23 protein-coding genes are annotated in these 21,805 nt (G+C 49.1%); 16 read left to right on the forward strand and 7 right to left on the reverse strand.

Translation table 11 applies throughout. The features are described 5' to 3' along the window. Positions 1–3: 3 nt before the first annotated feature. The 4 genes from ubiU to AC4IE7_RS19250 all read right to left on the reverse strand — a co-directional run bounded on the left by ubiU (position 4) and on the right by AC4IE7_RS19250 (position 4,099). Positions 4–999 carry a ubiquinone anaerobic biosynthesis protein UbiU gene (gene ubiU, locus AC4IE7_RS19235; RefSeq protein WP_490778490.1) on the reverse strand — a complete coding sequence of 332 codons (996 nt, stop codon included), beginning with the start codon at positions 997–999 and terminating at the stop codon, positions 4–6. 23 nt (positions 1,000–1,022) lie between these two features. After that, positions 1,023–1,940: a tRNA modification radical SAM protein MnmL/YtqA gene (gene mnmL, locus AC4IE7_RS19240; RefSeq protein WP_490778491.1), complete on the reverse strand. Its 918-nt coding sequence runs from the start codon at positions 1,938–1,940 to the stop codon at positions 1,023–1,025. Between the two features lie 5 nt (positions 1,941–1,945). Next, the gene (locus tag AC4IE7_RS19245) at positions 1,946–2,545 is read right to left on the reverse strand and encodes a TatD family nuclease-associated radical SAM protein (RefSeq protein WP_490778492.1); all 600 of its coding nucleotides are present in this window, start codon (positions 2,543–2,545) and stop codon (positions 1,946–1,948) included. A gap of 126 nt (positions 2,546–2,671) precedes the next feature. Next, complete coding sequence (locus tag AC4IE7_RS19250) at positions 2,672–4,099, reverse strand: HDOD domain-containing protein (protein WP_490778493.1); 1,428 nt, start codon at positions 4,097–4,099, stop codon at positions 2,672–2,674. A 327-nt stretch (positions 4,100–4,426) separates the two neighbouring features. Here AC4IE7_RS19250 and AC4IE7_RS19255 point away from each other — a divergent pair, with 327 nt between their 5' ends. The 15 genes from AC4IE7_RS19255 (at position 4,427) to AC4IE7_RS19325 (ending at position 16,195) form a co-directional block, all read left to right on the forward strand. Beyond that, complete coding sequence (locus AC4IE7_RS19255; protein ID WP_490778494.1) at positions 4,427–5,173, forward strand: YebC/PmpR family DNA-binding transcriptional regulator; 747 nt, start codon at positions 4,427–4,429, stop codon at positions 5,171–5,173. Beyond that, positions 5,174–5,686, forward strand: coding sequence for a crossover junction endodeoxyribonuclease RuvC (gene ruvC, locus AC4IE7_RS19260; RefSeq protein ID WP_490778495.1), 513 nt, complete (start codon positions 5,174–5,176; stop codon positions 5,684–5,686). Further along, on the forward strand, positions 5,686–6,294 hold the full coding sequence (gene ruvA / locus AC4IE7_RS19265) for a Holliday junction branch migration protein RuvA (protein ID WP_490778496.1): 609 nt from the start codon (positions 5,686–5,688) through the stop codon (positions 6,292–6,294). Before ruvC ends, ruvA begins: the two co-directional genes overlap by 1 nt. Before the next feature lie 15 nt (positions 6,295–6,309). Continuing rightward, a complete protein-coding gene (ruvB, locus tag AC4IE7_RS19270; RefSeq protein ID WP_490778497.1) occupies positions 6,310–7,353 on the forward strand; it encodes a Holliday junction branch migration DNA helicase RuvB in 1,044 nt (347 codons plus the stop codon). 332 nt (positions 7,354–7,685) lie between these two features. Then, entirely contained in the window at positions 7,686–8,108 is a 423-nt protein-coding gene (gene ybgC / locus AC4IE7_RS19275) for a tol-pal system-associated acyl-CoA thioesterase (RefSeq protein ID WP_490778498.1), read from the forward strand. Beyond that, positions 8,098–8,772 (forward strand): protein TolQ, encoded by a 675-nt coding sequence (gene tolQ, locus AC4IE7_RS19280; protein WP_490778499.1) that lies wholly within the window; start codon positions 8,098–8,100, stop codon positions 8,770–8,772. The genes ybgC and tolQ overlap by 11 nt, the downstream gene beginning before the upstream one ends. Positions 8,773–8,788: 16 nt before the next feature. Then, positions 8,789–9,214, forward strand: coding sequence for a protein TolR (gene tolR, locus AC4IE7_RS19285; protein WP_490778500.1), 426 nt, complete (start codon positions 8,789–8,791; stop codon positions 9,212–9,214). A gap of 2 nt (positions 9,215–9,216) precedes the next feature. After that, on the forward strand, positions 9,217–10,086 hold the full coding sequence (tolA, locus tag AC4IE7_RS19290; protein ID WP_490778501.1) for a cell envelope integrity protein TolA: 870 nt from the start codon (positions 9,217–9,219) through the stop codon (positions 10,084–10,086). 12 nt (positions 10,087–10,098) lie between these two features. Beyond that, positions 10,099–11,391, forward strand: a complete 1,293-nt coding sequence (gene tolB, locus AC4IE7_RS19295) for a Tol-Pal system beta propeller repeat protein TolB (RefSeq protein WP_490778502.1) — start codon at positions 10,099–10,101, stop codon at positions 11,389–11,391. A gap of 26 nt (positions 11,392–11,417) precedes the next feature. Then, positions 11,418–11,960 (forward strand): peptidoglycan-associated lipoprotein Pal, encoded by a 543-nt coding sequence (gene pal / locus AC4IE7_RS19300; RefSeq protein WP_490778503.1) that lies wholly within the window; start codon positions 11,418–11,420, stop codon positions 11,958–11,960. A gap of 65 nt (positions 11,961–12,025) precedes the next feature. Further along, the gene (gene ybgF, locus AC4IE7_RS19305; RefSeq protein ID WP_490778504.1) at positions 12,026–12,793 is read left to right on the forward strand and encodes a tol-pal system protein YbgF; all 768 of its coding nucleotides are present in this window, start codon (positions 12,026–12,028) and stop codon (positions 12,791–12,793) included. Between the two features lie 180 nt (positions 12,794–12,973). Next, on the forward strand, positions 12,974–13,615 hold the full coding sequence (gene queE / locus AC4IE7_RS19310) for a 7-carboxy-7-deazaguanine synthase QueE (RefSeq protein ID WP_490778505.1): 642 nt from the start codon (positions 12,974–12,976) through the stop codon (positions 13,613–13,615). After that, entirely contained in the window at positions 13,612–14,292 is a 681-nt protein-coding gene (queC, locus tag AC4IE7_RS19315; RefSeq protein WP_490778506.1) for a 7-cyano-7-deazaguanine synthase QueC, read from the forward strand. The genes queE and queC overlap by 4 nt, the downstream gene beginning before the upstream one ends. Before the next feature lie 838 nt (positions 14,293–15,130). Then, positions 15,131–15,316 carry a hypothetical protein gene (locus tag AC4IE7_RS19320; RefSeq protein ID WP_490778507.1) on the forward strand — a complete coding sequence of 62 codons (186 nt, stop codon included), beginning with the start codon at positions 15,131–15,133 and terminating at the stop codon, positions 15,314–15,316. Between the two features lie 318 nt (positions 15,317–15,634). After that, positions 15,635–16,195: a GNAT family N-acetyltransferase gene (locus AC4IE7_RS19325; protein WP_490778508.1), complete on the forward strand. Its 561-nt coding sequence runs from the start codon at positions 15,635–15,637 to the stop codon at positions 16,193–16,195. Here AC4IE7_RS19325 and AC4IE7_RS19330 read toward each other — a convergent pair. Further along, entirely contained in the window at positions 16,189–17,055 is an 867-nt protein-coding gene (locus tag AC4IE7_RS19330) for a ferredoxin reductase domain-containing protein (RefSeq protein WP_490778509.1), read from the reverse strand. The genes AC4IE7_RS19325 and AC4IE7_RS19330 overlap by 7 nt on opposite strands. A gap of 171 nt (positions 17,056–17,226) precedes the next feature. Between AC4IE7_RS19330 and AC4IE7_RS19335 the strand changes: the two genes are divergently transcribed. Next, entirely contained in the window at positions 17,227–18,252 is a 1,026-nt protein-coding gene (locus AC4IE7_RS19335) for a glycosyltransferase (RefSeq protein ID WP_490778510.1), read from the forward strand. Positions 18,253–18,268: 16 nt separating this feature from the next. Here AC4IE7_RS19335 and AC4IE7_RS19340 read toward each other — a convergent pair whose 3' ends face one another. Together AC4IE7_RS19340 and AC4IE7_RS19345 are read right to left on the reverse strand one after the other, a co-directional pair. After that, positions 18,269–19,519 (reverse strand): TIGR03790 family protein, encoded by a 1,251-nt coding sequence (locus AC4IE7_RS19340; protein ID WP_490778511.1) that lies wholly within the window; start codon positions 19,517–19,519, stop codon positions 18,269–18,271. 22 nt (positions 19,520–19,541) lie between these two features. Continuing rightward, complete coding sequence (locus AC4IE7_RS19345) at positions 19,542–21,704, reverse strand: M1 family metallopeptidase (protein ID WP_490778512.1); 2,163 nt, start codon at positions 21,702–21,704, stop codon at positions 19,542–19,544. Positions 21,705–21,805: the final 101 nt, after the last annotated feature.

A 21,805-nucleotide genomic window follows, 5' to 3' on the forward strand; every position in this document is an offset into this window, starting at 1 on the left:
GAGCTATTGCCATGGTCTGTAGTAAGGACCGAGTGTGGTGGAGGTACCTTCAGAAACCTGGTCGAGCAGATTCTGCCATGCGGCTTTGGGTTGATATGCTTGTGGATCCTGTTGGCAGCTGTCTATGGCTTCGCGCCAGATTTTTGTAACCTGTCCGACATAGGCTGGTGACCGCTGCCTGCCTTCAATTTTTATGGCCTTCACTCCCGCGTCTTGAAGCTTTGGTAATAACTCAAGTGTATTCAAAGAGGTAGGTTCTTCTAAGGCGTAGTAGGTATGATCTCCTACTGCAAATCGGCCTTTGCATATAGTTGGGTAGCCTGCTTGTTCTCCACGGGCATAACGATCTGTCAGCAGGCCGTTGAGTCTCGACTCCAATCCCTGGCTTGTCTCACGGTAATCGACATATTGGGCAGGGGAGCAGGCGCCATGTGTATTGGGGGATTCGCCTGTGACATAAGAGGAGAGTATGCAGCGTCCCTCGACCATCACACAGAGACTGCCGAATCCGAAGATCTCGATCTCAACCTGGGTATTTTCGATGACCTGCTTTACCTGGCTGAGGGAGAGAACCCTCGGTAGTACCGCTCGCTTTATAGCAAAAGATTCTGCATAGAAGGCGAGGGCCTGGTGATTGGTACTTGATGCCTGTACCGAGAGATGGAGGTTGAGATCGGGGTAGTGTTCTGATGCATATCTGAGTATGCCGATATCAGCACAAATAAGTGCGTCAACCCCTAGTGATGCGGCACTGTCGACTGCCTGACACCACCTCTCCCAGCCTTCCGGTCTGGGGTAGGTATTTATCGCCATGAATACCCTTTTGCCTCGAGACTTCGCGTAGGTAATGCCATCCCGGGCGCGCTTTAAGTTGAAATTGAGGCCGGGGAAATGGCGTGCATTGGTATCATTTTGCAATCCAAAATAGATTGCATCAGCACCATTGTCGACTGCTGATTTCAGTGAGGGTAGGTTGCCAGCAGGGCAGACTAGTTCCATAGCGCTTCTCTTTGATCTCAGATTCAGGCGACACGCAGACAGTTTTCCTGACGGCGTTGTAGTTCACTAGCGATTCCGTTTAGTACACGCCATTTCCATGAGCACCATGCTGGTGCGAGTAGTATGGTCTCCGAAGCAGTACCTGTGAGCCGGTGCCACACAATATCTTCAGGTGCTTGCTCAACCAGATCCGCAGCGATCTGGATATACTCCTTCAAGGTCAAAGGTGTGTAATCACCGGCTCGCCAGGTATTGGCAAGCTGGGTTCCTTTGACGATATGCAGTGGGTGCAATTTTAGGCCATCGGTACCCAGTTCAGTAATTCTGCGCAGGCTCTCCCGGTTATGCAGGCCGGTTTCCCCAGGGAGGCCAGCTATCATGTGGGTACAAACCTTGATGCCTCGACCTCTTGTACGCTCTACAGCATCCGCATATTCAGCAAAACCATGTCCACGATTGACCCGTTCGAGGGTTTCATCAAACGCACTCTGCAGGCCCAATTCGAGCCATATTTCATATCCTTCAGATTGGTAGTGGCTGAGAAGATTCAGTACGTCATCAGGTACACAGTCCGGTCGAGTGCCGATAGAGAGGCCTATGACATCTTTCTCCTTCAACGCTTCGTCATAACGTTCCGCCAAGCGTTCGACTTTGTCGTAGGTATTTGTATAGGCTTGAAAATAAGCAAGGTATTTAACTGCGCCAGTACGTTTGCTGATCACCTCTCGGCCGGCACTGATTTGCTCATGGATCGGCTTGCTATCACGTCCGTTGGGACTGAACGATACATTGTTACAAAAGGTGCAGCCTCCGCGACCTTTGCTACCATCTCTGTTGGGGCAGGTGAAGGCTGTGTCTAAAGCTATTTTATGTACACGCTCGCCATATTTCTTGAGCAAGTATTGCCCAAAAGTTGGAACATGATCGGCCAGAGTGGTCATCGGGCTTAACCCACGACATCGAGTTCGCGACGGCGGAATTTAACCTTTAACTGTCTGGCGATTCCTTCACAGGATTCAATATCGACACCTTCCAGGCCATCAATTGCTGTTGCTGTCACATCGGATATATAGTCAGGCGCCCGACTGAGAAAAGCCATCATCGCCTGGTAGGAGCCCGGCAGATTGGGTCGACAGTGCTGATCGTAAATCTCGCTATTCTGGGCATTCAGGGAAATCGATAGGGCGTCAACGCACTCAGCCAGCTCTGGTAACGTGTCGTGCTTGTGCACCAGATTGCATAAGCCATCTGTATTCACACGAACCCGACCACCATGCTTTTTAATGTGGCGGGCCACTTCCAGCAATACGTTGAGCCTGAGCGTAGGTTCACCATAACCGCAAAAGACAATTTCATCATACTTCGAAGGATCATCGATTGAGGCGATAACCTCTTCGGCTGTAGGGCGGTGATCCAGAGTTAGGTCATACCCTTTTACCGTCATATCCCCTAGTGTTTTTGGACAAAAGGCACATTCCAGCGTGCAGCGGTCGGTAATGCTGAGATAGAGGTTTTTTTCAATTTGATAGCTGATCTGCTGTGGCACGGTTTCCCCATGGGCATTGACTAGGAGAGGGTATCCTAGCGTTTGAAATGGTGGAAGCAATGACTTTGGTCAAAACATTTGATGAGTTCTAAAAGCGTGAATTATTCAGCGATAATAGTGATTCTTCTATGGTGTGCTCATAGTTTTCATTACCTTCTGACATATCGCCTTGAAATTCTCGAACTGTTGCCGTGTTACACCAGGGCCACTCAAGCCGTTGTCAGCATAAAATAACCCCACCGGCTTGTTGCGAATAAAGATCGACATCGAGATAAATCCACTCGTGTTGATCTGCTCTTTTGCCTCTGGAGGAATCATGGCCAGATATTTTTCAGCATTACCCTTATTGAGAGATATTGCTTGAGGTTTATTAAGTAATATTTTGAATAAACTTGGGTTTTTAAAGTCTAGCGCGAAGTCTTTCAGGGAGAGTTGTTGCTCTGACTCGATGACAAGGCGTGACCTGAGCATCTTTCGGTCGGGGCTGAGCATGGCAAACATTGTACGACTCAAACCCAGATCCTGATGCATCTGCTCAAGCGCACTACTGAGCATATCTTGTAGAGGATTACTCTTTTTTGGCGGCGGTGGATTAGCGGCCTTGGGGGGTACGGGGGTGGGTCTCTTCTCGCTGGCTACCTTTTTCGCTGGTGCCGCTTTAGCGGTCTCAGGCTGGGTTTTCTTGACCGGTTTCTCATCACCGCAGATGATGAAAAAGGCAGGCAGTGGCAGGGGTAGCGCCTGAAGAGTTCGAGCTGTCTCTGCTGCAAGTTTATGCAGTCTGGAGATGGCCTGTTCCTGGGGAATTTCAAGAAATTCAGCCAACAGCTCTAAATCCGCCACTGTTTTCTTACTACTCCAGCCCAGAGTGGTTTCCCGCGCCAGGGTAGAAGCCAGCATTACCGTGAGTGGTTTAGGTTGAAAGCTGTTGGCGCTGCCTTGTGCATCCCTGATTAGGTCAGGCAGTTGCCAGCGTTCACTTAATTTGATGTTGAGTGTTTCAAAGGTAAAGCCCAATTCAGCCTGAGCAACACTCTCTCGATCATCACCGGCCTCAATTTTTTTCTGAATCCTGATCATGGTGTCCGGTGCGTCAGACCAGATGGCCATTTCACCGATATCATGCAGCAGAGCAGCTGTATAAAGTGTATCGCCATCAGATTGGTTTCGGAACTCTGACAGGCCTCGCGCATAACAGGCGGCATGGACAGCTCGGCTGTAACAGTCGATGAGTCCTCTTCTCGGTGGGCCTTTCAGCTTATCTTCCAGGCAGGGGAGGATTTTGCTGGCTTTTTCAATCAGTGCCATTCCCAGCATTGGAATAGCCAATGAAATTCTGGTGATTGCTTCCTTCGGCTGATTGGATGGATTACTCAACTGCTGCAGGACATACAAACTGAACCCCGGGTCACGGGAGATAACTTCAGCGAGCCGGGAGTGGTTGACGCTCGTTTTTTTATCGAGTAAATCCCTGACCTGGGTCAGGGTCCGCTGCATAACGGGAAGTGGTTCAGCGGAGATTTGTCGTACCCACTCTTCAACAGTCTGGGACATAGCCTACATATCTGGGGTTGCTAAGGTGAATCTTAAATCTATTGTAGATCGTTAAGGTCTTTATAAATAAAGCTGCCAATAAATTACAAATGTAACCTATCGCGGGTAGCTTTGCATGGATCATTGGATATCAAAATCAGATTCTGAATTACAGCATATTGCTGTATCAAGTCGGTCAGGCTGCTGTTGATCGATTTTATCGGCTCTCGGCTACATTATTTATCATTGTTAGATAGGGTTGAGGGGTATCTGGAAATTACTCTGTTTCTGAGAGAACAGGGGGATGTTAAACTACACGGTTTGAATCTTCGGTTTTGAGAGGTTTGTATGGCAGGACACAGTAAGTGGGCCAATATCAAGCATAAAAAAGCGGCCAACGATAAAAAGCGTGGCAAGATCTGGACGAAACTAATCCGGGAAATCACTGTGGCAGCTCGAATGGGTGGCGGCGACCCGAATGCAAATCCACGATTGCGCCTGGCTATGGATAAGGGACTTGGGGCGAATATGCCCAAAGATACCATTGAACGTGCAATCAAACGTGGTGCTGGCAGCACGGATGGTGAAAATTACGACGAAATCCGCTACGAGGGCTATGGTCCAGGCGGAACTGCGGTAATGGTGGATTGCATGACTGACAATCGTAACCGGACTGCCTCTGAGGTTCGTCACGCCTTCAGTAAATTGGGTGGTAATCTGGGCACAGATGGTTCAGTAGGCTATCTCTTTACAAAGCAGGGGATTATCAGTTTTGCCTCGGGATTGGATGAAGAGAGTGTCATGGATGCTGCTTTGGAGGCAGGTGCGGAAGATGTGACCGTCAACGATGATGGGACAATCGATGTTATCGCCTCGCCCGAGAGTTTTTCAGAGGTTAAGGATACCCTGATCGCAGCTGGCCTCCAGCCTGAAAATGATGAAGTTACCTATGTGGCTTCAACACGGGCTGAACTGGATGAGGGGGACGCTGATAAACTGTTACGTATGATCGATATGCTGGAAGATCTTGATGATGTTCAAGATGTCTACACCAATGCAGAGATTTCAGATGAAATCCTCGACGCAGTAGGCTGAATGCTAAGAATAATCGGCATTGACCCTGGGTCTCGGGCAACGGGATATGGATTAATTGAATCTGACGGCGTGAAATCAAAACATCTGGCTCATGGTGTGTTGCGCCTTGAGGGAGAAGCTTTGGCGCCCAGGCTGGGTCAGATATTTGCTGGCATTACTGCTGTAATCAATGAACATCAGCCTGAAGTCATGGCAATAGAACAGGTATTTGTATCCAAGAACCCCTCATCTGCGCTTAAACTGGGGCAGGCCAGAGGAGCGGCCATCTGTGCCGCAGTCAATCTTGGATTGCCAGTTGCAGAATATTCCCCCAGGGGGATCAAGCAGGCGATTGTCGGCACAGGTCGTGCTGAAAAGGAGCAGGTTCAGCATATGGTGCAGATGCTTTTAGGTTTGAAGAAAAGGCCTCAGGCTGATGCGGCTGATGCCCTTGCCGTAGCACTCAGCCATGCACATACCAGTAAGATAGCCTTTGTTCGAAGCAGCGCCCGTGGCGTAAGGGGTTTTCAGTAATGATAGGTCGCCTAAGAGGTGAAATCGCCAGCAAGCAGGCACCCTTTCTGCTGTTGGATGTGAATGGGGTTGGGTACGAGTTGGAGGCGCCACTCTCGACAATCTTCGCGCTTCCTGATGTTGGGCAAAAGGTTACCTTGCTGACCCATTTAATCATTCGTGATGATGCCCATGTCCTCTATGCATTTGTTAATGAAACTGAAAGAACTTTGTTTCGTAACTTATTGAAAGTTAATGGAGTTGGTGCAAAGATGGCCTTGACGATATTGTCTGGCATGAGCGCCGAGGCATTTGCCCAATGTGTAGAGTGTGAGGATGTGGCTTCACTGGTTAAACTCCCAGGTATCGGCAAAAAAACCGCCGAGCGACTGATTATTGAAATGCGCGATCGATTGGCGAAACTATCGGGATTCTCCAGCTCCAGTTCACCATCTTCATCGGCATCGATTATCCAACCTGCAAGCGCCAGTTCTGATGCGGTTGCAGCCCTGATTGCACTGGGTTACAAGCCGCTGGATGCGAACCGCATGGTAAAAGGGGTAGAACAGGAAGAGATGGATAGCGAAGCTTTAATTCGAGCCGCTCTGAAGGGAACGACCAACAAATGACAGGACAGATAATCTGTGAGTGAAGAACCCAGGTTGATCGATGGTGAAGCTGCCGGGGACGATGATCTCCTTGAACGGGCAATCAGACCAAAGCAACTATGCGACTATGTGGGTCAGGCTGCTGTACGCGAGCAGATGGAGATCTTTATTTCCGCAGCTCGTGGGCGAAGCGAGGCCCTCGATCATGTCCTGATCTTCGGTCCACCAGGATTGGGCAAAACCACTCTTGCTCATATCATCGCCAACGAAATGGCTGTCAATTTGCGCCAAACTTCGGGGCCGGTACTGGAAAAACCAGGTGATCTTGCAGCAATGTTGACCAACCTGGAGCCCCATGATGTGTTGTTTGTCGATGAGATACATCGCTTGAGTCCGGTAGTGGAAGAGGTGCTCTATCCCGGGATGGAGGACTTTCAGCTCGATATCATGATTGGTGAAGGACCTGCGGCCCGTTCAATTAAACTCGATCTGCCTCCATTTACTCTGGTTGGTGCAACGACTCGGGCTGGCCTGCTTACCTCTCCGCTCAGGGACAGGTTTGGCATCGTGCAACGCCTGGAGTTCTATAATAGTGAGGATCTGGCGCGAATCGTTACCCGATCAGCCGGTATTCTAAATATCGGTATTGATGCTGAAGGCGCGAACGAGGTTGCTCGCCGTTCCCGCGGAACACCCAGAATAGCCAATCGCCTTCTGCGGCGGGTGCGTGATTATGCCCAGGTGAAAGGGGATGGTCATATATCAGCTGATCTGGCTGACAAGGCGCTTAAAATGCTCAAGGTGGATGGCAATGGCTTCGATAACATGGACAGACGTTTACTGCTGGCAGTTATCGAAAAGTTCGATGGTGGCCCGGTAGGTGTTGATAATCTGGCTGCTGCAATCGGAGAGGAGAAGGGAACGATTGAGGATGTACTTGAACCCTACCTGATACAACAAGGGTTTATGATGCGCACCCCACGAGGCAGGGTCGCGACCCAGGCAGCTTATCTGCATTTTGGTCTGACACCAGCTACTGGCAATACAAGGTCATCAGACGACGATCTGTTTCAATCCTGATGAAGGATAATTCAGGGAACTCAGGTAACATTGCACACTCATACAATCCGGAGAGCCAATAGATTGTATTCTGAGATGTTGTGACAGCCTAGGGCAAGCCATCAAAAGTACATCTAGTTTTGATAACCGGTCTTTAGGTGGATACACTGCGGTCTGTCTTTATTAATATCAATATGGTTTGAACTTAAATGGCACCTCTGGGAAACAGAGTGGCACTTCTTGAGATTGCCGCCAATGACTGGCGAGACAGGTTTTGATTCAGGGCAATCTTGAACCTCTTTGGAAGTGGCTAGGTTTTGGCTTCGGAGGGAGCTGAGTTGTGGAAATAGGACATGAATAGCAGTCAAAATAGTTTTACCTGGCCAGTCAGGGTTTATTACGAAGATACAGATGCGGGAGGTGTGGTCTACTACGCCAATTATCTGAAGTTCATGGAGCGGGCACGAACCGAATGGCTGCGGAGTAAGGGGTTTGAACAGGACCAGCTGGTTAAACAAGACGGGATCATCTTCGCAGTTCGCCATGTGGATGTAGGATACCATCACCCGGCTCGTTTCAATGATGCACTGGAAGTCTCTGCCAGAGTCTTAAAAAAGGGTCGGGCCAGTCTCACCTTTCATCAGGAGGTAATTCGTTCTTTGGATACTCAGACACTCTGCGAAGGAGAGATCAGGATTGCATGTGTGGATATGAAAACCATGCGTCCAACATCTATCCCTGAACACATAATGCTGGAGATTGCGGATGTCGACTGACCTCTCCATTACTCACCTGATTCTGAATGCCAGCCCGGTAGTGCAGTTTGTGATTGCATTGTTGGTTTTTGCCTCAGTTAGCTCCTGGAGCATGATCTTCGATCGAATGCGTATCCTCAAGCGAGCTGCGAGAGATGCTGATGAATTTGAGAGCCGCTTCTGGTCTGGAGGAGATCTTGCGGAACTCTATCGTCAGATTGAGCGAGAGACGGATGATGAGTCAGGTATGGCTGCCATGTTTCGTGCAGGATTCCGTGAATTTGCCCGTTTGCGAACCAAAGGCCACAAGGATCCTATGGCCATGGTACAAGGTGCGCAACGCTCAATGAGGGTCTCTCTGAACAGGGAAGTGGATCGCCTTGAACATCATCTCTCTACCCTGGCTACTGTAGGTTCTACCAGTCCCTATGTGGGACTCTTTGGTACTGTCTGGGGCATCATGAACTCATTCACCGCCCTGGGAAATGTAAAACAGGCCACTCTGGCTTTGGTCGCACCTGGCATTGCAGAAGCATTGATCGCCACCGCTATCGGTCTGTTCGCAGCCATTCCAGCGGTTATTGCATATAACCGTTTCTCAAATGATGTGGAGCGTCTGAATAATAGATATGATGATTTTGTAGAAGAGTTTGCAACGATCCTGCAAAGACAGGCTGTCTCCTGAGTGAGTAATTGAGATCATGAGTCGCAGCAAGAATCGCCGTCGTCCGATGTCAGAGATAAACGTGGTGCCTTATATCGATGTTATGTTGGTGCTACTGGTGATTTTCATGATCACCGCACCACTCTTGACCCAGGGTGTTCAGGTGGAGTTGCCACAGGCAGATGCTGAGCCACTCTCGAGTGAAATGGATGAACCGTTAGTGGTCTCTGTCAACCAGGCGGGTGAGCTTTTTATCGATATCGGTGAGGATAAGAATCAACCCGTGGATGAGGATACCCTGGTCGATCGTGTTCGAGCGGTGCTCAAATACAAACCCAAAACACCAATTATGGTGCGTGGTGATAAGGGGGTACCCTATGGCCGTGTTGTTGAAGCAATGGTTCTGCTTCAGGCTGGTGGCGCACCGAGTGTTGGTTTGGTCACAGAATCACCGGAGTCATAGACGTGTTCAGCGTGATCAAACGCAATCCATTCTCTGTTTTTCTGGCAGTGCTCCTGCATATACTGATTCTGTTCTTTTTGCTATTTGGCGTGGATTGGGAGAAAAAGCCGAAACCGTTAGCAACCCAGGCCAATGTGGTTCAAGCACATACAGTTGATCTGGAAAAGATCAATCTAAACAAAGAGCAAGAGAAAAAGGCGGAACAGCAAAAGAGACTCAAGCAGGAGCAAGAGATCAAGCGCCGCAAGGCAGAAGAGAAGAAGAAAAAGCAGGCTCTGGAACAAAAACGAATCGCTCAAGAGAAGGCCACTAAACAAAAACGTGAGGCCGAAGCCAAACGTAAGGCTGTAGAGAAGCAGAAGGCTGAGGCCAAACGCAAGGCTGAAGCGAAACGTAAAGCGGAAGCAAAGCGAAAACAGGCAGAGGCTAAACGCAAAGCGGAAGCTACGCGGAAGGCTGAGGCTAAACGCAAGGCCGAGGCTGAGGCCAAGCGCAAGGCTGAAGCAAAACGCAAAGCTGATGCGGCAGCGGCTCAAGCCGAACGGGAAAGGGCTCTACAGGAACAGATTGCAGCGGAGCAGAATAGTCGGGAAATCGACCGTTATGGGGCCGTGATTAAGCAGCAGGTTGAGCGAAGCTGGCTTAAGCCAGGCCAGAATACCGAAGGGCTCTCTTGTGTAGTGCAGGTTCGCCTGATACCTGGTGGGGATGTTGTGCCAGGTGGTGTCAGTATCATTCGAAGCAGTGGTAATGCAGCATTCGATCGCTCAGTAGAAGCTGCGGTCTACAAAGCTGCTCCTTTGCCTGTGCCCAGTGGGGCCTTGTTTGAATCGTTCCGTTCATTAAGATTAAACTTTAAGCCAAATAAATAACCTATTGTTAATATGAAAAAAATATACTTGATCTTGCTGGCTTTTTTCGCGTTTCAATCGCTAGCTAAAGCCGAATTGACCATCGAAATAACCGAAGGCGTCGAAGGGGCTTTACCGATCGCTGTAGTACCCTTTGGTTGGCAGGGAAGAGGGCGGCCACCGGTGGATATTGCAGAAGTAATCAATGCAGATCTGCAGCGCAGTGGACGATTCAAGACCATCCCATTTGCAGATATGTTGTCCCGGCCAACCTCGGATAAAGAGGTCGAATTCAAGGACTGGCGGGCTCTGGATGTCGAGAATCTGGTGGTTGGACAGGTGCAATCAACCGGTGCAGGTGGTTACCAGGTACAGTTTCAACTGCTGGATGTATACCGGGGGCAGCAGCTTACCGGCTACAATATCCCTACCACCGCTTCCAATTTGCGCAGCACCGCGCATCGTATTGCAGATCTGATCTATGAAAATCTGTTGGGTGTACCTGGTGCTTTTTCAACACGGGTTGCCTATATAACCTCAACCAGGCAGGTAGATGGCGAAACAAAGATCGGATTGAATATTGCTGATGCTGATGGCTACAATTCCGAGCCTATCGTCACCTCAACAGAACCATTGATGTCGCCAGCCTGGTCACCAGATGGTATGAAAATCGCCTATGTCTCCTTTGAAGGTGGACAATCAGCTGTCTATGTTCAAGGGGTCTATACCGGAAAGCGAGAGAAGGTCACATCATATAAAGGCATAAATGGGGCGCCTTCCTGGTCACCAGACGGACGTAAGCTGGCTATGACCCTATCCAAAGGTGGTAACCCGGATATCTACGTCTTCGATTTGCGCAACCGCAAATTGCAGCAAATCACGCGCCACTATGCCATTGATACTGAACCGGCGTGGTCTCCGGATGGAAAGAGTCTTGTGTTTACCTCAGATCGAGGTGGCAGACCACAGATATATCAGGTATCGGCATTTGGCGGAAAAGCACAACGTGTTACTTTCCAGAACAGCTATAACGCTCGGGCCTCGTTTTCACCGGATGGTAAGTTATTAACCTTCGTTACCCAGGATGAGGGGAACTACCGGATTGCGGTACAGGATCTCGACTCTGGCGTAATGCAGGTACTCAGTCAGGGAAGACTGGATGAGTCACCCAGCTTTGCACCAAACGGCAGTATGATTATTTATGGCGCCAAGAAGGGACGTCGTGGCGTACTCGCAGCAGTTTCCGTTGATGGACGGGTGAGACAGAGTCTCGCTCTAAAGGAAGGGGATGTGCGCGAACCGGATTGGTCACCTTTTAAAAAATAATGCACGACTGAATTAGGAGAACTTCCATGAAAAAAGTGCTGTCATTATCTACCATCATTACACTTTCCTTGCTGTTGATGATCGGTTGTTCCTCCACGCCTACCAGTGATGAGGCTGCAGATGTATCTGAACAATCAACCGGTGCTGGGTCAGAGGGGGGCGCCAACGGTGAAGCTTCAACCTCTGCTGCCTCAGAGGGTGAGGAGTGGTATGGCGATCCACTAGAGAATCCAAACAGTCTTTTAGCGACCCGGGTGATCTATTTTGATTATGATCAGAGTCTTGTTCGTTCAGACTATATGGATGTGATCCAGGCTCATGCTGACTATCTGGCCGCCAATCCCCAGGCTGTGGTCAGATTGGAAGGTCATGCTGATGAGCGTGGTACACGGGAATACAATTTAGGACTGGGTGAAAACCGGGCCAATTCAGTACGCAGCCTGATGATGGCACAAGGTGTAGCGGACAATCAGATGGTTGTGGTCAGCTATGGTGAAGAGCGAGCCGCTGCGTTCGACAACACCGATGAAGCGATGGCGCTCAATCGACGTGTTGAATTGGTTTATTGATTGAGGAGAGAGTGATGAACTCATGCTTCAGATTGGGGGTTCTCAGCTTAGTGATAGGTTTGGGAATGAGCTCTTCTGCGCTGGCTGCGGATAATGGCCCGACTATGGAACAACGTCTGCAGCGTATTGAACGTACGCTTCAGAATCAGAGTTTGGCTGATCTGGTTTTACAGCTGCAGCAGCTGCAGCGGGAAGTTCAGCAATTGCGTGGTGATGTGGAATTACAAAAGCACACCATGGATGCGATGAGCAGGAGACAACGAGACCTCTATTTGGATATCGATCAGAGACTGTCGCGAGTTCAACCAGGCGGGGTTTCAACACCGCCTCCTGTCGCGGCACCAACGACGCCACCAGTTCAGTCACCTCCTGTCAGACAACCGGTGAATCGGTCAACAGCAGCTGCTGAAGCACCTGCAGCTGCACCGGTGACACCTCCGAATCCACAAAAGGAGGAGATGGTCTATCAGGAAGCGTTTAATCTGTTGAAACAGGGACGCTATCCTGAATCGATCACAGCGTTTACTGCTTTTCTAAAAGATTACTCTGGTGGAAGTTACGAAGATAACGCCCAGTACTGGCTGGCTGAGGCGAGCTATGTCAATCGGGATTTTGACACCGCTCTGGCGGAATTTTCCAAAGTACAGGAAAAATATAGTCAGAGTCCCAAAGTCCCTGGCGCTATGTTGAAGATGGGATATATCTACTATGAGAAGCAGCAGTGGGATAAAGCGAAAACAATTCTTACTGAACTGCAACTTAACTATCCAGCCACAACTGAAGCCCGTCTTGCTCAAAAGCGGATTCAGCGTTTGAAGAAGGAAGGGCGTTAGGTTTTAGTAAAGGGTGCGTTAACCTGCACCCTTTGTTAACCTTTCTATCAAACCAAGCTACATTTACAGCTGACTTTCCTGGCTGTAGGAGAGCTGCGCAGTTGTTGTATTGCAGAGGCTTTAAAAATACTGCTCTCGTTTTACCAGATCCATGCAAATATCTTCCGCTTGACCAGGTTTATGCCACACTTACGAATCACAGAGATCTTTCTCTCTCTACAAGGGGAGGCAAAGAGTGTTGGTCTGCCCACAATTTTTGTGCGCTTGACCGGCTGTCCACTTCGTTGTGAATATTGTGACACCCAGTACGCCTTCAGTGGCGGTGAGAAGATGAGTGTCGACGCCATACTGGAACAGGTGGCGGCGTTAAAGATTCAACGTGTTTGTGTCACTGGGGGAGAGCCACTGGCTCAAGCGGATTGTAAGCTGTTGTTATCCCGACTCTGTGATGCTGGTTATGAGGTCTCTCTGGAAACCAGTGGCGCGCTGGATATCTGTCTGGTTGATCCGCGGGTAATGAGAGTTATTGATATTAAAACACCAGGCTCAGGTGAAGTCAGTAAAAACAGAATGGCCAACCTGGATTGTTTGCGCCAGGATGATCAAGTTAAATTCGTGATCAGTGGAAAGGATGACTATGAATGGAGTCGTGATTTATTGAAAAGTCATGGTCTGGAGCAGCGATGTGAGATTCTCTTCTCTCCAGTTCATGGAAAACAGAGTCCGACTCAACTGGCGGACTGGATTCTGCAAGATAGATTGAATGTACGGTTTCAAATGCAGCTGCATAAATTGTTATGGGATGAAGAGCCGGGTCGATGAATAAAAGAGCTGTCGTTTTACTCTCAGGTGGTCTCGATTCAGCAACGGTATTGGCCATTGCGCGTAGCCAGGGGTATCAATGTTACGCCTTAAGCATGGCCTATGGACAGCGTCATGCAGCTGAGCTAAATGCTGCTGCTCGTATAGCAAAGGCCCTGGAAGCAGTAGATCACAAGGTGATGTCCATAGGACTTGATTCGATTGGTGGATCAGCATTGACAGATACCACAATCCAGATACCGGAACAGCTGGCAGAGGGTATACCGGTAACCTATGTGCCTGCCAGAAACACAGTGTTTCTTTCCATGGCTCTAGGCTGGGCAGAAGTGCTCGATGCCCAGGATATCTTTATCGGTGTAAACGCAGTGGACTATTCAGGTTATCCTGATTGCCGTCCAAAGTTTATCGAAGCTTTTGAGCATCTGGCTAACCTGGCAACCAAGGCAGGGGTCGAAGGCAAATCTTTTCAGATCCACACCCCCTTGATTGATCTGAGTAAGGGGGAGATTATCCAACAGGGTATAGCGCTAGGACTAGACTATAGTCTTACCGTCTCCTGCTACCAGGCAACGGAAAACGGTGAAGCCTGTGGCAGTTGTGATTCCTGCAGATTGAGAGCGCGTGGTTTCTCTGAAGCTGGCGTGCCTGATCCTACAAACTACTCCAAAACTGAATAACTATTGAGCATATCATCAGGTAGGATGTGACAAACGCTTTTTTTATCTCTTCGAGCAAGTGTGGGGCGATGCCCCACCATAAGCCAGGATGCGGCGTAGAGTGCCGGCCCTGCCGCACCATTTCAAATGCTATCCATTCAAGTGTTATGGCATTAAAGCCAGTCCCGTCTCTGTACTGTCATCAAGTTATCAAGCTACTGTTTCGCCCCTCTGATCGGTTCTGCCTGCGCTTCTCGCTCATGACATAACGGGATACCAAGAAGCGCACTGTTCGGGGTTGGTAGGGTGGGGCCATGCCCCACCAAATAGCGATAGAGGCCCGCTCAAGTGGGTGGATGGGATAGAACTTGAATGACTAGAGAGCCAGCTTTATTCTGTTTTTCACCGTATCTGGTGGGGCATGGCCCCACCCTACGGTACTGAATAGCCTATTGACCATATCACCAGGAAGGATGTGACAAACGCTTTTTTATCTCTTTGAGCAAGTGCGGGGCAATGCCCTACCATAAGCCAGGATGAGGCGTAGGGTGCCGGCCCTGCCGCACCATTTCAAATGCCCTGTCAGATGCTATCCATTCAAGTGTTATGCATTAAAACTAGTCCCCTCTATTTATTTCCATCAAGTTATCAAGCTACTGTTTCGCCCCTCTGATCGGTTCTGCCTGCGCTTCTCGCTCGTGTCACAACGGGATATCAAGAGGCGCACAGTTCGGGGTTGGTAGGGTGGGGCCATGCCCCACCAAATAGTGATAGAGGCCCGCTCAATTGGGTGGATGGGATAGAACTTGAATGACTAGAGAACCAGCTTTATTCTGTTTTTCACCTTATCTGGTGGGGCATGGCCCCACCCTACGGTACAGGTATCATCTTCGAGCGGTTGGATGAGAGCGATGATGAGCAGTTGTTTGGATTATTAATTGCTCTCCAGCAGGAATATCCAAATCAGTTGGTAGGGTGGGGCCATGCCCCACCAAATAGCGATAGAGGCCCGCTCAAGTGGATGGATGGGATAGAGCTTGAATGACTAGAGAACCAGCTTTATTCTGTTTTTCAGCTTATCTGGTGGGGCATGGCCCCACCCTACGGTACTGTTTCGCCCCGCTGATCGGTTGTGCCTGCGCTTCTCGCTCATGACATAACGAGATAACAAGATGCGCACTGTTCTGGGTTGGTAGGGTGGGGCCATGCCCCACCAAATAGCGATAGAGGCCCGCTCAAGTGGGTGGATGGGATAGAGCTTGAATGACTAGAGAGCCAGCTTTATTCTGTTTTTCACCGTATCTGGTGGGGCATGGCCCCACCCTACGGAACAGGTATCACCTTTGCGGGGTTGTGAGAATAAATGGGTAAACCTAAAGAACTCGAGACTGATCGACTCTCTCTGCGGCAGTGGAAAAGATCTGATCTGGAGCCTTTCGCCCATCTAAACGCTGATCCACAGGTGATGGCCTACTTTCCGGCACCCCTCAATCGGATCGAAAGTGATGCGATAGCAGATCGATGTCAAAAGTTGATTCAACAACGGGGCTGGGGTTTCTGGGCGGTCGAACTTCGAGAGCGTCAAACGTTTATCGGCTTTGTCGGTCTGCATGTTCCCAGTGCTGCGTTGCCTTTTTCACCCTGTGTGGAAATCGGTTGGCGTCTGGCAGCCAGCCATTGGGGAAAAGGTTATGCCACGGAGGCTGCAAACAGTGCTCTGAAATTTGGTTTTCAGCAACTGGGACTGCAGGAGGTGGTCTCATTTACTGCGATTGGGAATAGTCGATCCCGCAGGGTAATGGTACGGTTGGGGATGAGTGATACCGCCAGTAACTTTGAGCATCCGGCGGTACCACAGGGTCATCCTCTAAGAGAGCACGCTCTCTATCGACTCTCTATGGAAGATTGGTTATCTGCTCAGTGATAGAGCAGTTCTGCCCACCGACCATCTTCGACAAGGGACTTTTTTTGCTGGCTCCAGGCTTCAGCAGAGCCGAAGCTCTCTTCCATGACTTTGTCGAAGACCTCGGCAGCTTTCTCCAGTCCACCAAGGAATAGATAGGTTTTAGGGGACTTCAGCAGCTCTCTACACTCTTCAGCATTCGCTGATAGGCTTTCCTCTAGACCAGATTCGGCCCTGGCCAGTGGTCTGTCAGTCAGGGCACTGAAGGCCTTAAAGGTCTGATCATCATAATATTGGGCCAGATCTTTCTGCTCATCATTCATGTAGAGCAGGTTCATGCCGCCCTGGTCGCCATAGAATAGGCGTACCTGGCCATCCCAGCTTCCGTGTTGGTCATATATTTGTCGTACGAAAGCACGGAATGGCGCAATGCCTGTACCGGTACCAATCATCAGCAGGTTGCTATTTTTGTCGGTAGGTATTTTGAAGGGGCTACGAAATGGACCGGTGATCTTGATTTTGTCACCGCTTTTAGCATTACAGAGATAGTTTGAGGCGATACCTGGATACTGTTCGCCCGATACCTCATCCAGGTAGAAACAGCGTCTCACCAGGATTTCCAATTCAATGGACTCAGCATTGCCAGTTTGAATTGGGTTGGCGATTGAGTAGCGGCGATGATGATATTCGTTACCAAACTCATGGGGTCCAGGTACCAGGACACCAATGGACTGACCCGCAGCATATCGAAAGGTTGGATCGTCAATCTGTAATACCAGTTGACGTACTTCATCTGTTGCTTCAGGGCTGATTCTAGAGGTCGATTTGATGACGGCATCACAACTGCTTTCAAGATGCATCTCGTCTGCGCTTTCAGGCATGTTTTCTCTCTCGGAATTCTACAATTATCAAAAGATTAAGCTGTTTCACTCTTGTGAAGAACCATTATAGAGAGAATATCGAATACCCTCCAGTCCTGAACAGAGAGAGGTCACATCTTAAACCCTAATCACTTTAAGGGGATTGAGAACTGGGCCATTTGAAAAAGATATGTGACTACGACCATCCTGATCAGCGACAATAGCCCTATGTCTGATGTTTCGAAAACAAAAGTGGTTGCTGTCACCGTCACTTACAACGTAGATCATCGCTTTGAGATTGCTCTCAAAAGCTATCTTGATCAGGTTGATTTGGTGGTGATTGTGGATAATAGCAACAGTAGTGATGCTCAGGCGTTGTTGCGCCAAATTGTTGAGGCAGATGGAAAACGGGTCAAGCTGATCCAAAATGGTGAGAATTTTGGTTTGGCCAAAGCACAGAATATCGGCATTTCAACTGCGTTGGATGAGCAGGCTGACTGGGTATTATTGATGGATGATGACAGCAGTGCGGAAAAGCAGATGGTGTCTCTGCTGATAGAGGCGTCACAGCACTATAATCTTGCTGCTGAGACAGCTATCCTGGTTCCTCAACTTCAGGAGCAAGGCGTTAAGCGGGAAGCACGATATGTCGTTTCACCTTATGGACAATTTAGGCAGCCTCTGTTCGGGATTGATGATTTTTCCCAGAAATCTGTTTTGCAGAACCTCTATATCGCGATCAGTTCGGGAAGTTTAATTAAGGCCGATCTGTTTCGTGAGATTGGATTAATTCGCGAATCTTTCAATATCGATTATCTGGATGTGGATTTCTGTCTTCGGGCTATCGACAAGGGGTATCGCATTGTTGCTGTCAGAGACGCCGTATTGCTGCACAATCTGGGTGCTCAGACTGAACATCAGTTTTTAGGACGTCGGTTTTGGGCCTGGAATCACTCAGCAACACGCAGATTTACTATCTATCGTAATCGTACCCGTATCTGGCGAGAGTATCTTTTTCGTTTTCCCGGATTCATTGTTTACGATGTTCTGGCGACCCTGCAGGATCTTTTCCGAATCCTGATGTTTGAAGAGAATCGTGCTACAAAGCTCAAAGCTATCATCAGAGGCGTTGGCACAGGGCTGTTTGGTATTGGTTTGAGTAAACAACCCCCGGATTCTAGTATGACGCACCACACTAGTTATAAAAATAAAGTTTAATTAGAGCATGCCTCTGCTACAGAGCTTCAAGCCTGTAGTAACCCGAGCTGGTTGCAGTAAGTTTGAATCTATCCTGATGGGGCTTCACCCTAAGGGTCTGGATTTTTTTGAAAGGGCCAATAGGGTTGCGGGCATGGCTGAGTTGATACTGCCCTGGCTTAAGGTTTCGGGTTATTAAAACTATGCCTGTTGCCGATTTTCTCAACTCAATGCGATCAAAAGGGGCAGCCAGGGGCTCGCCGATAAATATGCCTTCTCCAGGTTGCTGCACACTTTTCCAATATGCTTCAAGCAGGGTCTCTCCATGGCTGTAGTGCTCGATGACAAGACGAGGATCAGGGAATTTACCTAAATGGTTACAGGGCTCAACAACTGTGCCATAGCTGCCTGTCGCACCTGCTTCCAGCCAACGTAAAGCACTCATCTGTTTGCTTCCGTCCAGTCTGCCCCCTGTGGAGGTGAGATGGTCGGCGATTGCGCCTGGGAGAAAGGTCAAAGTGTTCAAACCATCGATATGTGTCTTACCGGTAAAGTAGAAAAGAACATCTTTCCGGTTCCGTAAGGCATCTCCCCTCACTATTCGGGTATCAATCCATCGCTGCATCAGATTACGGGTCATCAGATAGTCCCTTGCCCTGACGTTGCGTTGTTTGTCACTGGTACTCATCAGATAGGCTGTACCCTTAGGTAAGGTGCCGTCTGATGCGATACCTCTGTCGATCAAAGCTTTGGCATCGTCAAAGTTTTTTGCTGCTATGCTGATCGTGGGGCGTACCGAGAGATCCGTATAGGGAGTACTACCGTCGTAGTTGTAATATGGACTATTGCGGGTTGAAGCGCAGATCTTTTCTGAACACCAAGAGTTATCGAAACCGAAGGTAAATGCCGAGGTTATCGACATGCAGCTCACCCGATAGGGGGTGATCCAGGTTATGGCATAAGCCTGGATATGTTTTGCTGTCTCATTCAGCAGAGACTTTCGGATCTGTGCGAAATGTTTAGGAGATATGTTTTTTTTCCCTGGTTGAAAACTGACATGAAGAAGATTCTCTTCAGGGATGCCTCGGGCCTCAATGTAGTATTTTCCGATACGCAGACTGAGTGGGTCTTTATCGTTAACTACGACACCAATCTGATCTGTCTGAAGTCGGTTTCTTGGCAGTTGGATCTCAAGGGTTTCATCAGCAAAGCTGTGGGATAGGTTGAAAAACAGCAACAGTAGTACAAACGTCCAGGTTATCTTTCTTCCATAAAATAGCATTAACATGAGAAGCTGATTTTCCACTCGTTCAGTGATGAGACTGCTTTGACCGAATCGAATCAGTGATGTTCACCAAGGGTGGTGGTTTTGGTGCTTCAAGTAGGATTTTATCTTCAGTGAACGATCTACGTAGGGGTGATTCAGTAACCGGCCACTCTCCTTTTAAAACATTGTTTGGGGCAGTACCATGAAATGCCAGATAGCTGTACTTGCCATAGTGCGGCAACTTTCTTGCTAGTCCTGGAAGTGTCTCAGGTGAAGTTGTCCCCAGCCAGGCCATTGATTTTCCCTCTGTCGACCTGCGACTGACCAGAGCAAAGCTATGATCTTTGATGGATAAACTCGTCTTGTTGAGCTCAAGTGCGCCATTTTTATGTTGTAACGGATAGCCATCAAGTGTCTTTAAAAAAGCCGTTTTATATCTGTTCTCCCAACCGAGTATCCATACCGGACGATCATCGGGAAGCTTATCAATATCACTATCCAAAGCGATCTCAATTGCGGGATAGCCGTCACTCCAACGATTTGCCAAAGCCCTATAGGCTTGCTGCATGGTCTTTGAGGCATCGGCAGGAAGCAGGATAAGCAGACTTTCACTACCAAACAGGTTGCTTAAGGTGGGTGGAGTCTCTTCAGGGAAGAGGTGTCGGAACAGGTCAAACCAGGGATCGACATCGAGTTGTATGGGTTTACTAGTGAGATCAACACTGAATGGCATTTTCCGCTGGTTCATCGGCAGTCGCAGCAGAGTTGGCTCGGAGTTCTGCTGCTGGATCAGTATCGGCACCTCAATGGGAAAAGGGGTAGATGGCTGAATTTGAGTAAGCGTTCCCTTGATCCGGTAGCCGTTTGCTGTTTTCTCAATTTTGACATCCTGAAGAGCGAGCTTGGGTGCACCGGTCCTGGTGAGCCAAGGCTCGAAGAGATCGTCTAGGTCATCTTTTGCGGTCTCTTCAAATGCCTGTTGAAGGTCTTGAAAACCCGCCACTTTGAATCGGTTATTCTGATAGAAGCGCCTTAACCCTTTGATGAAAGTCTCATCACCCAAATGACGCCTCAGCATATGAAACAGCATCAGGCTTTTACCATAGCCGACTGCCTGACTGGCGCTGCTGTGTCGGCTGCGAAAGCGGTTTAAGGGGAAGTCATTCTGTTGATGTATGAAATCGTTATAGCGCTGCAGTTGATTGCGTCGGTAGTGGTCGCCCTTGCCACGCTGCTCTGCCAGCAGGTGGTCAGCGAGGTAGCTGGTCAATCCTTCAGACCAGTTACCCTGTTGAAAGTCTATATAGACACTGTTTCCCCACCAGTTGTGTAATATCTCATGGGGATAGGAGGTGTGTAGAATAAAGGGCAGTCTTATTACCCTTGAGCCGAGAAGTGTGAACGAGGGCATGCCATATCCGCTTTCCCAGAAATTCTCCACCAAGGCAAACTTGTGATAGGGATAGTCTCCGATAAGTTTCTGATAGAGCGAGAGATAATCCTCTGTTGCCTGAAGATAGCGTTGAGCCAGAGTTTCATCAGGCTGAGAAAGAAAAACTTGTGCCTCCACACCATCGACAGAGTGTTGATAGAGCTGGTAAGGGCCTGCAACCAGGTAGATATCATCCTGGGGCTGGGTTTCATGCCAACTTATCTGCACCTGATCACCATAATCTTCGATCACCGGACCCTCTCCCTGACTGATTGCGAGCCACCCCTCAGGTAGAGAGACACGCATCAAAAAGGTCTGCAGGCTGTTTTGGAAATAGGGATACCATGCGACGCCTGCATCCAGATAGGCCCCCTTGGATGAGATAGTCCCTGGCAGTCGTTCCTGGCTTTTTCCCGGACTCTCCTGAGTGCGTCTCAGTTGGTGGGAGATCACCCCGTCATATTCCAGGGTGATAGTCTGTTGTCCTTCTGGCATGCTGAGCCGATAGGCGGCGATTGGAATAGAGCCTGAAACTGATCCCAGTCGCTCGATGGCCACGCCGGGCGTGAGACTGCGAGGATTGAGACCATCATGAAGCAGGAATTCCCGCTGTTCTATGTCAGCCAACTCGATCTGATCAATCACATGCAGATAGTGCTTGTCACTATTCAACTCAACTTGCAAGTTATGTTGAATCAGTGAAGAGGCTGCCGCTGGATTAATCACTGCCAGTAACCAGGGAAGTATGAAACGTAAAGATGATATTCTGGTCATAAGATGCGTATCATGTTGACTGCTTTGATTATATTTACCTGACAGCCATGGCTGTCGAGTTAAGGCGTCTGAGATAAGTTCTGTACCAAGCAAGTGACTCT

This window comes from Candidatus Thiodiazotropha sp. AKAK3, from assembly GCF_058244645.1.